We start from the raw sequence: 14,110 nt of genomic DNA, 5'->3' as shown, positions 1-14,110 counted from the left end.
GTCATTCTTACCCGGTCGGCGCACCTCGACGACGGCGACGGCAGTCACAACGTGGATGGGCGCCCCATTCGCGACGGCGGAACTCGCCGGGACGGGCTATCTCGACGATCGCCGCCTCGGTACGTGGCGACGCCCCGTCGAGATACGAGAGCACCTCGTCGGCGGCGAATGCGGCCCCGGCCATCGCCGTCGTGAGCGTGCACGGCTCGCCGACGCCGGGCGGCGCGGTGGCCAGCTGGGCGGCCAGCACGGGCCACGCCGGGTCCCGGTCGCGCCGGTGCAGATCCAGGCAGAGCCGGCAGGGGGAGCCGGCCGGGCGGACCAGCGGGCCGACGAGGACGGTGCCCAGCCGTACGGTGACCTCCAGCCGCGGCAGCGTGTGCAGCCGGATGCCGCGGCGGGCCAGCGCGGGCGGGTGCCGGTCGCCGACCCTGACGACGAAGTCGACGTTGTCCGACCGTACCGATGAAACATCCACGCCCGGCGCGAACCGCACGATCGCCGTGCATGTCGCGATCGCCCGCGATGCGGCGACGTCCTCACAGGCGAGCCCGCCGACGGCCACGTCCGCGTGGGTCGCGGTGCCCTCGACGACCGGGTGTACGTGCCCGACGCCGGCCCCGGCCAGCGCCGTGGCCAGCGGCGCGACCAGCGGTCCGTCCCCGGCCACCACGACCCGCGAGGCGGTGCGCCGGCGCAGCACGTCGGCCGGGGTCCGGGCCTCGTCGCCGGCGCGCAGCCGTAGCCCGATCGCGGCCGCCTCGACGGCGAGCCGGGCGCCGACCGGCCCCGGCAGGCCGGTGGGCACCAGCGCGTGCGCGCCCACCACCAGCCCCGCCGAGCGCAGGGCCTGCACCAGATCGAGGACGTCGGCGCCGTCGAGCCCGAGCGACTCCGCGGCGGTGAGCAGCGCCTGCAGCGTGTGCGAGCCGTCGAGCAGGTCGAGCACGCGGGCCAGCTCCGGCCGGCGTAGCTCCAGCACGATGGCGGCGGAGGGGTCGGTGCCCAGCTGGACCGTGCGCTCGTCCCGCCAGAGGCGCCGCAGTCCGGGTAGCAACGTCGGTCGCATGCCGGAACGCTCGCACGCCCGGCCCCCGCCCGCGTCGGTTATCCACAGGACGATCCACCGTCGGCCGGGGTTATCCACAGCAGGTGGCGGGTTTATCCACAGGATGGGGGCGTAAAGGCCACATTTCCACACATCGGGCGTGGGCGGGCGCCCACCGGGCCGGGCGGCCCGGTGGGCGGCAGCGCAAGCGCGCCGTTGCGCTGGGGGTCCGCGCGACGATTCTGGGGGCTCACGGGCAATGCCGCATAACCGAAATGTCGGATATGTCCGTCACGAAGTGGCGGACATATCCGGGCCGAACGGCCGGGCGGGGAGGTGGGTCCTCCCGGGCGGGGCTTCCGGCGTGCTCTGCGCCGTGCGGCCCGGTTCGGGGCTTGCCAGGGACGCCGGGCCGGGAACTCCGGGTCCGGGCACCGCCGAGGACGCTGAGCTCAGGCCTTGCCGAGAATCCGGTTGACCGTGGTGCCGCAGACCGGGCAGGCGCCCTTCGCCATCTTCATGCCGGTCTTCGAGATGGCGATCTCGCCCTCGAAGTCCCGCTTCTCCTTGCACTTGACGCAGTAGCCGTTGTAAGTCTCGGCCACGATGCCCTCCTCATCTCGGTCCGGCACGTCCCGCGCACCGGTGCTGACCAGCTAGGCCAACGTGGTGAGTGTGCCTTGTCGGACACTCGGGGAAAGTGCGGTTAGACGGGACACGCCGAGCGTAATCGGAAGATCTTCCTCCAACCGCACCGTACACACTATGCACAGCCTGGGGATAACCGTGTGGGCAACGGTGTGGGTTGCTGTGGATGAAATCCGCTCGGGGGCCCTCGCGGCCCCGGAACAGCCCGGTCATCCGGTGGAATCTTTCCGACGAGCTACCACGAATGGGTGACTTACGGGCGCGCTCCGCGAGATTGGCCCTTGCGAAGGGATGGCCGCGTCCGGCTAGCGTTCCCCCGTGAGCGGTACCCGAGGGGGGCCGGCATGACGCGCAAGCCGGTCATCGAGGTGCGGCGCAGCAAGCGCCGCCGACGCACGGTTTCTGCCTACCGCGACGGCGAGCGGGTGGTCGTGCTGATACCGGCCCAGTTCTCCCGTGCGGAGGAGCGCGAATGGGTCGACCGCATGCTGGAGCGCCTCGCCGTCCGTGAGCAGCGCGCCCGCCGGACCGACACGGAGCTCGCCACCCGCGCGCAGCGCCTCGCCGCCCGCTACCTGCCCGATCACCCCGCGGCCGCCCGCCCGGCGAGCGTTCGGTGGGTGCAGAACCAGAACGGTCGCTGGGGATCTTGCACGCCGGCAGACGGTAGCATCCGGATCTCGCACCGCGTGCAGGAGATGCCGGACTGGGTGATCGACTACGTATTGCTGCACGAGCTGTCACACCTGGTGATCCCGAGCCACAGCAGCTCGTTCTGGGCGCTCGTGGCCCGCTATCCGAAGGCGGAGCGGGCCCGGGGGTATCTTGAGGGGGTGTCAGCGGCGGCCGGTCTCGGGATCACTGAATGACGGTTGCCGCAGTCGTCGCCCTGCTCGCTCCGGTCGCCTGGTCCCCGCCGGGCACCGACCTGGACTCGTGGCGCGCCGCGATGGCCGAGGACCTCGTCGACCTGCTGACCCCGCTGCCGCGCGTCCAGACGGCCATCGCCGCCGTCGCGGCGGACCTTCCGCTGGCCGCCAAGATTGCCTGGCCGACGACCCGGATCTACGAGGTCGAGGCCCCCACGATCCGCGCCGCGCTCGCCGCGGCGGCCGCCGACGGCCACGACAAGGCCGCGGTGGTGCTCGCCGACGCGCCCGACCTGCCGAGCATGCTCATCGGCAAGCTGCTGCGACCCCTGTCGACCCGCGCGGTCGCGATCGCGCCCGCCCACGACGGCGGGCTGCTGGGCGCCGCCGCCCGCCTGCCGCTGCCGGAGTGGCTGCCCGAGCTGGACGCGGAGACGGGCGACGTGGTCACGGCCCGCCGCCCGGCCCCGGAGCCCACGCTGGTCGCCGCGGCGCCCGGCTGGCACCGCCTGCGCGGCCCGTCCGACCTGCGCCGCCTGGACCCCGCACTGGACGGCTGGGAAGCCACCAGAGCGATCCTGACCTGACCGCGACCTCGCCACTGGCGACGTCCCGGTCTGACCCGGCCCGATCGTGACCCGAGCCTGGGCTCGGGGTCCTCGCTACTCCTTCGGCTCCTCGCCCGGCTCGTCGCCGAAGCCGAGGTCGCTCAGGTCGAGCTGGGTGCGGGCGAACATGTCCGGGTCGGCGAACGCCTCCTCGTCCGGCAGCAGGTCGGGGTGGCCCCACAGGGCGTCCCGGCCGCTGATGCCGCGGTGCTCGGCCAGCGCGTTCCACAGCGCGGTGGCCTCGCGCAGCCGCCGCGGGCGCAGCTCCAGGCCGACCAGCGCGGCGAAGGTCTGCTCCGCCGGGCCGCCCGCGGCGCGCCGGCGCCGGAACGCCTCGGAGAGCCGCACGACGTCGGGCAGCCGATCGCCGGCCGCGCGGTCGACCACGTGGCAGACCCAGCCCTCGACCAGCGCGAGCGCGGTCTCGAGCCGGGCCAGCGCGGCCCGCTGCTGCGGGGTGTCCTCGGGCGTGAAGATGCCCTCGAGCACGAGCTCCTGCGGGTCGCTGCCCAGCGTGGACGGGTCGATGCGGCTCATCGCCTCCTCGATCGCGTCCCGGTCGACGTGGATGCCGGCCGCATAGGCCTCGACCGCGGCGAACACGTGGCCGCGCAGCCACGGGACGTGGCCGAAGAGGCGCTGGTGGGCGGCCTCGCGCAGGGCTACGTAGAGGCGGACCTGGTCGTCGGGGATCTCCAGGCCTTTGCCGTATTCCGCGATGTTCGCCGGCACCATCGCGGCGGTGCCGGCCGGACCCAGCGGCAGGCCGATGTCGCCGGCGGAGAGCACCTCCGCGGCGAGCGAGCCGAGCGCGGTGCCCAGCTGGCCGCCGAGCAGCGCGCCGCCGAGCGAGGCGACCATCGAGGTCATCGGGCCCATCTGGGCGCGCATCTCCTCGGGGACCAGCTCGGTCATCGCGGAGACCATCCGCGCCGCGACCGGGTCGCAGAGCTTGCGCCAGACGGGCAGGGTCTGGTTGAGCCACTCGCCGCGGCTCCAGGCGGCGGTCGCGTGCACGCCGGAGGGGAGCGAGGACTCCGGTTCGAGCCAAAGATCGGCCAGGCGCAGCGCCTCGATGACCGTGGCGCGCTCAACGGCGGTGACCGCCGGGTCGCCGACCGGTTTGGCCGCATCGGTGTCGGCGTCATCGCCGGCCGTCGGCACGGGCGCGCCGGGCATCGCGAAGCCGACCGGGAACTGCGACATGCCGGCCGCCGGACCGCCGCCGGTCAGGTGGGCCTGGGCCAGCTGCCGAGCCAGATCCCAGTTGACCGGACCGCCGCCGGGGGTGGCGAACAGCTGCTGCAGCTGGCTCAGAAATTGCTGCATCTGGCGCGGATCGTTGGGATCCGGCACGTCGCCGCCGGACGGACCAAAGCCGAACGGGATATCTGCGGGCATTCCACAACGGTACTCGCTTCCAGGTGCACTGGGCCGGGAGCGCTAGGCTCGCCGCCATGAGACGTCGTGGGCTCACCGTGCTGTTCGGCGCGTTGCTGCTATTGGTGTTGGCCTGGCAGGCGACTGTGGTCCAAGTGCCGTATGTCGAAATGGGTCCTGGCCCGACGTACGACACCCTCGGAACAGACACGGGCAAGCCCGGCGGCCGTCCGATCATCAGCGTCGAGGGCGCGGAGGTCACGAAGTCCAAGGGCCAGCTGCGCATGACGACCGTCTCGGTACAGCCGGAGCTGACCCTCTTCGACGCGATGCTCGGCTGGTGGCAGAGCGACCACGCGGTCGTACCGCGCGAACTGATCTACCCGCCCGACCGTTCCCAGCAGCAGGTCGACGAGGACAACGCCCGCGACTTCCAGCAGTCCCAGACCTCGGCGGAGACCGTGGCGCTGCGCAAGCTCGGCTACCCGGTCCTGGTGACGGTCGGCGAGGTCTCCGCCGGTTTCCCCGCCGAGGGCAAGCTGCAGAAGGACGACGTCATCAAGGCCGTCGACGGCACCGCGGTCGACTCGCCGGACAAGCTCACCGAGCTGGTGCGGGCGAAGCCGGCCGGCACCGCGCGCCAGGTTGAGATCGTCCGCAGCGGCCAGACGCAGACGGTCGAGATCGCCACCAAGGCCGGCGACGACGGCAACCCGCGCCTCGGGGTGCAGGTGACCACGACCCAGCCGCACCCGTTCAAGCTGAGCATCCAGCTGGACAAGATCGGCGGCCCGTCGGCGGGCCTGATGTTCACGCTCGGCATCATCGACACGATCGAGCCCGAAGACCTGACCGGCGGGATGATCATCGCCGGCACCGGCACGATCGACGACGCCGGCAACGTCGGGCCGATCGGCGGCATCCCGCAGAAGCTGGTCGCCGCGAAGGCCGCCGGGGCCAAGGTGTTCCTGACGCCCGCGAGCAACTGCGCCGAGGCGATGGCCAACCCGCAGCCCGGCCTGCCATTGATCAAGGTGAACAACGTGGACGATGCGCTGGCCGCGCTGGATGCGCTGCGGGCTGGTCGGACACCGACGCTATGTAGCCGATGACTAGGCTGGACGAGTTTCTGGTGGCGCGCGCGGCGCGGCATCGGGGGTTCGGGGAGGGGACCCTCGCCATGCCTCGCGGAGCGGCGCAGACCAGAAACAGTTGTTTCCATACGCGAACGGGCGGAGCCGACCGTGGTAATGCGTAATCCGATGACCAGGGTGAGCCGGCGTGGCCGGGTCACGATCGCCGTGCTGGTGGTCGTCTTCCTGCTGTTCACGCTGTTCGACCGGGTGGTCGGGGCGTGGGCGGACTACCTGTGGTTCTCCGAGGTCAAGTACCCTCAGGTCTTCACCGGGGTGCTCACGACCCGGATCTGGATGTTCCTGATCTTCGGCGTGGCGGTCGGGCTGGTCATCGCCAGCAACCTGTACCTCGCCTATCGCACCCGCCCGCTGCTGCGGCCGCACTCGGCCGAGCAGCACGCGCTGGACCGCTACCGGCTCTTCCTCCTGCCGCACATGACCGGCTGGATCATCCTGGTGGCCGGCCTGATCGGGCTGTTCTCCGGCCTCTCGGCGCAGGGGCACTGGCAGGAGTGGATGCTGTTCAGCAACAGCACCCCGTTCGGCCAGACCGACCCGCAGTTCCACGTCGACCTGTCGTTCTACGTCTTCGAGTACCCGTTCTGGCGGTACCTGCTCGGCGTCGCCTTCACGGCCGTGGTCTTCTCCCTGATCGGCGCGCTGGCGCTGCACTACCTGTTCGGCGGGGTCCGGCTGCAGGGCGCCGGCGAGCGGATGACCGCCGCGGCCCGCGCCCACCTCACCTCCCTGGTCGCGGTCTTCGTGCTGCTCAAGGCGGCCGCCTACTTCCTCGACCGGCGTGGCCTGCTGCTGGACAAGTTCCCCACCCAGGAGCTCTACGGCGCGGGGTACACCAACGTCAACGCCCTGCTGCCGGCCAAGGAGATCCTGGCCTGGATCTCGATCGTCGTGGCGATCGCGATCCTGGTCTTCTCCAACGCCTTCATGCGCAACCTGGTCTGGCCCGGCATGGCGCTGGGCCTGCTCGCGCTGTCCGCGGTCGCGGTCGGCGGCATCTACCCGGCGGCGGTGCAGTCCTTCACGGTCAAGCCGAGCCAGTTGCAGAAGGAGTCGCTGTACTTCCAGCGGGCGATCGACGCCACGCGTGAGGCGTACGGGCTGCGTGACGTCAAGATCCAGCCGTACGCGGGGGACAACACCAACCCGCCGAGCAGCCTGGTCGACGGCAAGGATGCCACGGTCAACAACATCCGGCTGCTCGACCCGGCCGTCGTCGGCGACACGTACACCCAGCAGCAGCAGGTCCGCGGCTTCTACGAGTTCAACCCGAAGCTCGACATCGACCGCTACACGATCAACGGCAAGACGCAGGACTACGTCGTCGGCGTCCGGGAGATCCGCTACGACCAGTTGCAGCAGAACAACTGGCAGAACCGGCACAGCGTGTACACGCACGGCTACGGCTTCGTCGCCGCGCCGGCCAACCAGGTGGTTTGCAGCGGCCAGCCGTTCTATGTCTCAGGCTTCCTGAGCGAGGCCAGCAAGCCGGACAACAAGGCCGGTGAGCGGTGCTCCTCCGACGTCGACGAGATCCCCGTCCAGCGCCCGCAGATCTACTACGGCGAGCAGACGGGCGACGTCTACGCGATCGTCGGCAAGTCCAAGCCCGGCGACCGCAACGCCGAGTTCGACCGGCCGACGGGCGGCAACGGCAACGAGGACCAGTACTCGACGTACGACGGCAGCGGCGGCGTGGCGGTGAACAACTTCTGGCGCCGGCTGCTCTACGCCGCCTACTTCCGCGAGACGAACTTCCTGCTCTCGGGCGTGCTCAACGACCAGTCGAAGGTGCTGTACGTGCGTGACCCGGAGACCCGGGTGCGCAACGTCGCGCCGTTCCTGACGCTGGACAGCGACCCGTACCCGGCGGTCGTGGACGGCAAGATCCTGTGGATCATCGACGGCTACACCACGTCGGCGACCTACCCGTATGCGCAGAAGCTCGACTGGAACACGGCGATCCAGGACTCCTCGACCGCCGGGCGGGTGTTCCCGGAGCCCCGCCAGGACGTGAACTACCTGCGCAACTCGGTCAAGGCCACGGTCGACGCCTACACCGGCGAGGTCAACCTCTACGCGTTCGACGAGTCCGACCCGGTGCTGAAGACCTGGAACAAGGCGTTCGGCGGCAAGCTGGTCAAGCCGCGCTCGGCGATCTCCCAGAGTCTGATGGACCACCTGCGCTACCCGGAGGACCAGTTCAAGGTCCAGCGCGACCTGCTGAGCCGGTTCCACGTCACCACGCCGGAGGGTTTCTTCTCCGGGCAGGACTTCTGGGAGGTACCGAAGGACCCGGCGAACTCGACGGCCGACCAGCCGCCGTACTACCTCGTCGCCCAGCTGCCCGGTCAGGAATCGGCCCGCTTCCAGCTCACGGCCGCGGTGGCGCCGCGCAAGCGGGGCAATCTGGCGGCGCTCATGTCCGCCTCGTACGTGGACGGCAAGCCGACCTTCACGGTGCTCGAACTCCCGGCCAACACCGCGACCCCAGGCCCGAACCAGATCCACAGCGGCATGACCTCGATCGCCGACGCCAGACGCGACCTGACCCAGTTCGCGTCGCAGAACTCCGACGTCATCTACGGCAACCTGCTGTCGCTGCCGGTCGGCAACGGCATGCTGTACGTCGAGCCGATCTACCTGCGCACGAAGAACGACAAGGCGTTCCCGCAGTTGCAGAAGGTACTGGTGGCGTACGGCACGACGTACAAGGCGTATGCCGACAGCCTCGAGTCGGGCCTGGAGCAACTGGTGAAACAGGTCACCGGCCAGGCGCCGGTGCCGCCGACGGACAACAACCAGAACGGGGACCCGGGCCAGACCGGCAACCAGCCGAGCACGCCGCAGGTCCAGGAGGCGATCGCCGCCATGAACAAGGCGATCGCGGACCTCAAGGCCGCCCAGCAGTCCGGCGACTTCGACGCGTACGGCAAGGCGCTCAAGGCCCTGCAGGACGCCATCGGCAGGTACGAGGACGCGGTGAAGGCGGCCGGCGCGACCCCGACGGCGGGCGCCTCCCCGAGCGCGACGGCATCGGCCGGGGCCTCCCCGTCGGTGTCCCCGCAGCCGTCCTCCGGCTGACCGGCTACCGTTTCACCCGGGCCGGCCGCCCGCCGGCCGGCCCAGGGTGACGCCCGACACGATCACACGCTGGCGATTTGGAAGTCGGGACGAGAGTGCGCTAATGTAAACAAGTCGACGCGGGGTGGAGCAGCTCGGTAGCTCGCTGGGCTCATAACCCAGAGGTCGCAGGTTCAAATCCTGTCCCCGCTACAAGGAAAAACGCCCCCTCAGGGATCACCTGAGGGGGCGTTTTCGCGTCTTGTGTAGCCAGATATGTAGCCAGGAGGTACAGCTACGCCGCTTCGTCGTCCTCCTCGTCCGGCGTCGGTGGCATCGCCCAGTCCTCTCCGAAGATCAGTCCGGCGATGCGCTCGGCCGAATCACGGTCCCTGCCGACCGACCGGTGCGTGTAGATCTGGGCGGTGACGGTCACGTTGGCGTGGCCGAGCCGGTCGCTGACCACCTTGAGGTCTTCGCCGTTGTCGAGCGCCACCGTGGCGTAGGTGTGCCGTACGTCATGCAGCCTGATCCGGGGCACTCCGGCGAGGTCGACCAGCCGATTGAACCGGCGGGTGATCGTGTCGGGATGGAGTAGGCGCCCGTCCGGGTGGCAGAACAGCTTGCCGTGGTCCTGGTAGCCGGTCCCGAAGTCCTTCCGCTCCTTGTCCAGCATGGCCAGGTGCCTGCGCAGGTAGGCCACCGTCACCGGGTCGAGCGAGACGGTGCGGCCGTAGCTGCTGTCCGTCTTGCCGTCCGAATCCTCGGCCTTGCCGCCAACCACAACGCGGGTGTCCTCCATCGTCAGCGTCGCCTTGTCGAGGTCGACCAGGGCGCGGGTCGCGCCGGCCAGCTCTGAACGGCGCATGCCGGTCGTTGCCACCAGTACCCACATGCCCGCGTCGCGATCCTTGGTGGCGACGGTCAGCCATGCGGAGAGTTGCTCGGCCGTCCACGTCGCGCCGGTCTTCACGCGTCGCTGCCTGCGCTCGCGCGGCAGGCTGGCATGAGCGGCCGGGTTGTAAGTCAGGTACTGCCAGGCGACGGCGTCGCTCAGCGCCCTGTGCAGCATCCGATGGACGTTCTTGACCGTCTTGGGCGCGAGTCCGGCGGCCCTTGCCACCGGCACCCGGCCGCGCCGGTATCGCAGCACTGCGCTTCGCGCGGCGTAGATGGTCACCTTGCAGTTGCGGGCGATCTCTGCCGGTGTCGGCTCGACACCCGCCAGGCGCCGCGTTTTCCAGTATTCGTACATGGTCGTGTTGTTGTCGGGCTTGCACCGACCAGCGGTGAGCAGGTGTCGATACAGGGCGTTGAGCGTCGGCACATCGATGTCTTGGAGCCGCCGCTTTCCGATGGTGGGCACCACGTACGCGTCGCGATAGTCGGCGTAGTTGACGTGGGTGGAGGGCTTGAGCGATTCCCGCACGGCGGATAGCCACTCGTTGAGGAACTCCGCGACGGTCCGCTTGGAGGGTGCAACGCGCCGACCCGCTTCCACGGCGGCCTTCGCCTTCAGGGCAGCCGTCCACGCGTCCTCGTCCGTGGCGAAGCCGCCCTTGTACTCCCGCCGACGTTCTCCCGTAAGTGGGTCCGGCCCAAGGTCGACGTTGTACGCGAACCTCCTGCCGCGCGGATAGACCGTCACGCCAGGAACGGCCGGGCGTTGCTTCCTCGGCTTGCTCACGCTGCCAACTCCTCTGTGCCGTCGAGCAGGGGGCGGATCATGGCGGTGATGACGTAGACCCGTCCGCCGAGGCGCTTGATCGGCAGTTCACCGGCCGCCGCATAGCGGTACGCCGACGCCCTGCTGAGTCCAAGAATCTTGGCCGCGCGGGGCACCGTGAGCAGGGCGGGCAGGTCGTCGGTGGCGTGCGCGCTCACTTCGGCTCCTCTCGGATCGGTGCCGCTAACGGGCTGAGATTTGCGCTGGGCGCCCAGCACGCGCGGGAGGACCTCGGCGGGGGTGCGGAGGGTCGGTTCGCATGAGGGTGTTTGAGAGGGGGTCTGAGACGGCCGCAGCGGCAAGATCTTACGCATGTCGATGTCTTCCTTAGGGCCGATCGGTCTGAGGGGCTCTGAGGGGGTTGGGTCGTCGGTTTGGTGGGTCGTTGGCGCGGGCCGGAGTGCCACTGACAGAACTGACAGAACTGACAGAACCTCGGCGTTGAGGGGGTTGTGTCAGTTGTGTCAGTTCTGTCAGTGGCCTCACGCCGTTCTTCGTCCCGCGCCGATGGCGTGGACCGTGGCGGTGGGACGGTGCACCTCGGGGTGCACGAGGTAGCTCGGCGACGGTGGCCGTCCGCCCTTGGCAGTGCGGGCGGGTGGCTCCAACGGGCGCAGGTAGCCGTGCGCGTCGAGCACGTCAAGCGCCGGGTCGAGATCGGCGACGGTGGCGAGCTGGGCGCTCTTGACCGCGCGGAACAGATCCCGCTTGGTGAACGCGGTGGCGCCGGTGCGTTCGATCCAGGCCAGGACGGTGCGGGCGTTGCGGGTGGCCGGGTCGGCGCCCATGTCGTCGAACGCGGCCAGGGCGTGCGCGGCGAAGTACTCGCCGAGCATGGCGGCCCGGTCGATGGTGTCAGCGCCGATCGGCTTGCCCCACCCGTCGCGCAGGTGCTCGGCGAGGTGGATCAGCCCGGCGAGCCGGACCACGGCGCCGGTGTACTTGCTGCCCCAATCCACGATGTGTCCCCACGCCCCGCCCGGCGCGAGGCGCGGCTCAACGGTCCGCTCGATGTCCAACACGCGCTTGTTGGCCTCGGCGGTGAGCAGCAGCACGGCCGGGTCGGTCCACTCCGCGAGGGACAGCACCAGCGCGGACAGGTTCTCCGCGTACGCGGTGGCCACCTTGGCGGGTACCGGGTCGGCACCGACCTTGCGACGCCCAACGGTGTTCTCCGGCAGGGAGAACAGGATGCGGGCGAGCAGGCCGAGGCCACGGAAGCCGGGCATGTTGGCGATGTCGCGCAGCACGTCAGGCTGTACGGCCAGGCCCAACGTGAGCGCTGGTTTCTCGACGTGTTCGGCGTCGCGGCTTTGCCGGCCGATGCGCATCATGTCCCCGGCGTGGCCTTTGAGGAACACCTCGAGGTTCGGGGTGCCGGAGTACCGCCCGGCGATGGTGGCGAAGATGCCGCCTTCCGGGGACAGCACCGCCAACCGGCCACCCTGCGCGGCGAGCAGGGACGCGGCGGCTTCACTGGTCACGTCGTCGGCGACCAACTGCGGCAGCACGGGCACGGTGACCGCCTCGGCTTGCATCGCGGCGGCGGTGGCTTCGGCCAGCAGCGTGTCACGGCCGGAGGCGTCGGCGTTGGCGGCGGCGTTCGCGGCCCGGTCGGCGGCCTTGCCCGCTACCCGCGCGGCGAGCTCGGCCTCCACGATGACCGGCTTAGTGCGCTCCACCAGCGCCCGCTCAGCGCCGAGCAGCGGCCCGGTCATCGCGGAGAACACCGCCGACTTGCGCGAGCCGGGCGGCAGCACGACGACCGTGAACAGGTTGGTTGGTTCCCGCCACGAGCCGCGTACCTCCACCTCGGCGCGGCCACCGGCGGCCGTGGACAGCGCGGCGAGCGCGATGCTGCCGGGCAGGTCGAGCGGCGTTTGGGTGAACTCCGCCACGGCGTACACCATCTCGGCGACCCAATCGGGCAGTACCTCGGCCGGGAACGCGGGCAGGTGCCGTCCCGTGCCGATCGGGATGAGCGTCGGCCACCCGCCTGCGGTGGCGGTGTCGAGCATCGCCCGCCCGGCGGCGACCACGTCGGTCACGTCGGCGCCGGAGGCGGCCAGGTTGGCGAGCTGGGCGCCGAGGTCGACCACCTGACGGCGCCGGGCGTGGTCGGCCACGATCGCGGCGTAGTGCCCGGCGTTGGCGACGCTGGGCACGGCCTGCATGAGGGTGTGCAGGTAGGCGGCGCCGCCGACCTTGGCCAGCTCGCCCACCTCGGCGAGGTGCGCGGCCACGGCCACGGCATCGATCGGGCGTCCGGCCGCGTGCAGGTTCAGCAGCGTTTCCCACAACGCGGCGTGGTCCGGGCGGTGGAAGTCGGTCGGCGCGAGCGTGACGGCCAGGTCGCCGAGCACGTCCGGGGCGAGCAGTACCGCACCGATCACGGCCTGCTCAGCGGCCAGATCGTGCGTCGTTCGACTCATGGATCGCTCCTCAGAGAACGGTCACGGATCATGCGATCCGGCGACGGGTAGACAGGTCGATGACCGGCGCGATGGGCAGGTCAACCACGACGGCCAGGCGGTCATCGCCGTTGCTGCCCTGGTCGGTCTGCGCGTCCGCTTCGGCTTGCGCGCACACCAGATGGCAGGGCACGTTGCGTTCGTCGCACATCAGCGCGGGACGTCCGCAGATCCGGCACGGCTTGGGGTTCCAGTTCACGTGGTTGCGGCGCCAGTCGAGCCGCTGCCCCATCAGGCATCCCTCCACTCAGAGGCGACGGCCAGCAGTACGTCGGCGTGGCATGGCTGGTCGAGCGGGCACCAGCAGGCCAGGTCGCGGCCGGTGAGCTGACGGCGGGCCGCCGCCATCAGGTCGGGACGCGCGGTGAGCCAGGTGGTGTACAGGGCCACGGCCGCCGCTCTGCCGTCCGGAGTTGGGAGAGCGGGGAATGGGTTGCCCCACCGGGTCGGCCGTCCGACGTAGATGGCTCCGGCGGGCATGCGCCAACCAGGGGTGCGGCGCCGCTGAATCCGCTGTGGCATCAGGCAGCCCTCCGAGCGTTGGCGCGGGTGGCCCTGCCCAGCAACGCCCGCAGGTCGGTGGCGACGCCGAGGAGCTGCACCCGCGCGTACGGCTCGACGTCGGCCAGGGCGACGGTGAGCCGCACCTCGGCGTGCTCCCGCCCGTCCGCGCCGCGCACCCGTGTGAGCGTGGCGCGGCCGTAGCCGGGGATGGCGATGGTCAGCGGGTCGGCGCGGTGCTCGCCGAGGCCGCAGCGGTGCCCGCGTGCGCACCAGTCGGGGTGGCGCTTCATCGGGCGTCCCGGCGGGTGTTGGACAGGTGGTTGTAGATCCAGCGACCGGCGCGCAGGCGGCGGCCGGTGCCGCCGCAGCGGCGGCAGAGGCGGAACGCGCGGCCGGACGGGGATCGGCGCTTGCCGGTGCCGTCGCAGCGCGGGCAGGCCTTGAACGGCCAGATCCAGCACGCGAACGCGTAACCGAGCGTGACGGCGATGGCAAGCAGGACGAGCGTGATAGTGACCTTCGTTTGGGGGTTCACAAGTGCCTCCAGGGCCGGTTTTCGGGCGTGAAGGGCCGTGGGCTGCTAGCTACTAGCGCCCAGGTGGGTGATCGGTTGTGGTGCTAGCGGGGGTGCTAGCGCTA

14 protein-coding genes and 1 tRNA gene are annotated in these 14,110 nt (G+C 70.6%); 5 read left to right on the top strand and 10 right to left on the bottom strand.

The annotated features are described in order from the left end of the window. Positions 1–7: 7 nt before the first annotated feature. A complete protein-coding gene (locus ACGFI8_RS04475) occupies positions 8–1,069 on the bottom strand; it encodes a hypothetical protein (protein ID WP_392799914.1) in 1,062 nt (353 codons plus the stop codon). A 431-nt stretch (positions 1,070–1,500) separates the two neighbouring features. After that, entirely contained in the window at positions 1,501–1,653 is a 153-nt protein-coding gene (locus ACGFI8_RS04470) for a DUF5679 domain-containing protein (protein WP_190251171.1), read from the bottom strand. Positions 1,654–2,040: 387 nt separating this feature from the next. Between ACGFI8_RS04470 and ACGFI8_RS04465 the strand changes: the two genes are divergently transcribed. Together ACGFI8_RS04465 and ACGFI8_RS04460 are read left to right on the top strand one after the other, a co-directional pair. Next, on the top strand, positions 2,041–2,565 hold the full coding sequence (locus ACGFI8_RS04465; protein WP_392799910.1) for a M48 family metallopeptidase: 525 nt from the start codon (positions 2,041–2,043) through the stop codon (positions 2,563–2,565). Further along, positions 2,562–3,152, top strand: coding sequence for a hypothetical protein (locus ACGFI8_RS04460; RefSeq protein WP_392799907.1), 591 nt, complete (start codon positions 2,562–2,564; stop codon positions 3,150–3,152). Before ACGFI8_RS04465 ends, ACGFI8_RS04460 begins: the two co-directional genes overlap by 4 nt. 75 nt (positions 3,153–3,227) lie before the next feature. Here ACGFI8_RS04460 and ACGFI8_RS04455 read toward each other — a convergent pair whose 3' ends face one another. Further along, on the bottom strand, positions 3,228–4,574 hold the full coding sequence (locus tag ACGFI8_RS04455) for a zinc-dependent metalloprotease (protein ID WP_392799904.1): 1,347 nt from the start codon (positions 4,572–4,574) through the stop codon (positions 3,228–3,230). 56 nt (positions 4,575–4,630) lie between these two features. Between ACGFI8_RS04455 and ACGFI8_RS04450 the strand changes: the two genes are divergently transcribed. The 3 genes from ACGFI8_RS04450 to ACGFI8_RS04440 all read left to right on the top strand — a co-directional run bounded on the left by ACGFI8_RS04450 (position 4,631) and on the right by ACGFI8_RS04440 (position 8,983). Next, positions 4,631–5,665, top strand: a complete 1,035-nt coding sequence (locus ACGFI8_RS04450; RefSeq protein ID WP_392799902.1) for a PDZ domain-containing protein — start codon at positions 4,631–4,633, stop codon at positions 5,663–5,665. A gap of 132 nt (positions 5,666–5,797) precedes the next feature. Further along, a complete protein-coding gene (locus ACGFI8_RS04445) occupies positions 5,798–8,791 on the top strand; it encodes a UPF0182 family protein (protein ID WP_392799899.1) in 2,994 nt (997 codons plus the stop codon). A 118-nt stretch (positions 8,792–8,909) separates the two neighbouring features. Next, positions 8,910–8,983 (top strand) — tRNA-Met (locus ACGFI8_RS04440). Positions 8,984–9,065: 82 nt separating this feature from the next. Here ACGFI8_RS04440 and ACGFI8_RS04435 read toward each other — a convergent pair. The 7 genes from ACGFI8_RS04435 to ACGFI8_RS04405 form a co-directional block, all read right to left on the bottom strand. Next, a complete protein-coding gene (locus tag ACGFI8_RS04435; RefSeq protein ID WP_392799897.1) occupies positions 9,066–10,457 on the bottom strand; it encodes a tyrosine-type recombinase/integrase in 1,392 nt (463 codons plus the stop codon). Next, positions 10,454–10,654, bottom strand: coding sequence for a helix-turn-helix domain-containing protein (locus ACGFI8_RS04430; RefSeq protein ID WP_392799894.1), 201 nt, complete (start codon positions 10,652–10,654; stop codon positions 10,454–10,456). Before ACGFI8_RS04430 ends, ACGFI8_RS04435 begins: the two co-directional genes overlap by 4 nt. Before the next feature lie 324 nt (positions 10,655–10,978). Next, positions 10,979–12,928 (bottom strand): DUF3987 domain-containing protein, encoded by a 1,950-nt coding sequence (locus ACGFI8_RS04425; RefSeq protein WP_392799891.1) that lies wholly within the window; start codon positions 12,926–12,928, stop codon positions 10,979–10,981. Between the two features lie 28 nt (positions 12,929–12,956). After that, positions 12,957–13,199 carry a hypothetical protein gene (locus ACGFI8_RS04420; protein ID WP_392799888.1) on the bottom strand — a complete coding sequence of 81 codons (243 nt, stop codon included), beginning with the start codon at positions 13,197–13,199 and terminating at the stop codon, positions 12,957–12,959. Beyond that, positions 13,199–13,489, bottom strand: a complete 291-nt coding sequence (locus ACGFI8_RS04415) for a DUF4326 domain-containing protein (RefSeq protein ID WP_392799885.1) — start codon at positions 13,487–13,489, stop codon at positions 13,199–13,201. The genes ACGFI8_RS04420 and ACGFI8_RS04415 overlap by 1 nt, the downstream gene beginning before the upstream one ends. Next, positions 13,489–13,761: a hypothetical protein gene (locus tag ACGFI8_RS04410; RefSeq protein ID WP_392799882.1), complete on the bottom strand. Its 273-nt coding sequence runs from the start codon at positions 13,759–13,761 to the stop codon at positions 13,489–13,491. The genes ACGFI8_RS04415 and ACGFI8_RS04410 overlap by 1 nt, the downstream gene beginning before the upstream one ends. Next, positions 13,758–14,006, bottom strand: a complete 249-nt coding sequence (locus ACGFI8_RS04405; protein WP_392799880.1) for a hypothetical protein — start codon at positions 14,004–14,006, stop codon at positions 13,758–13,760. Before ACGFI8_RS04405 ends, ACGFI8_RS04410 begins: the two co-directional genes overlap by 4 nt. Positions 14,007–14,110 lie beyond the last annotated feature (104 nt).

The organism is Dactylosporangium sp. NPDC048998, from assembly GCF_043197855.1.
Classification (GTDB): Bacteria; Actinomycetota; Actinomycetes; order Mycobacteriales; family Micromonosporaceae; genus Dactylosporangium.
This window is presented reverse-complemented; position numbering and strand designations above follow the sequence as displayed.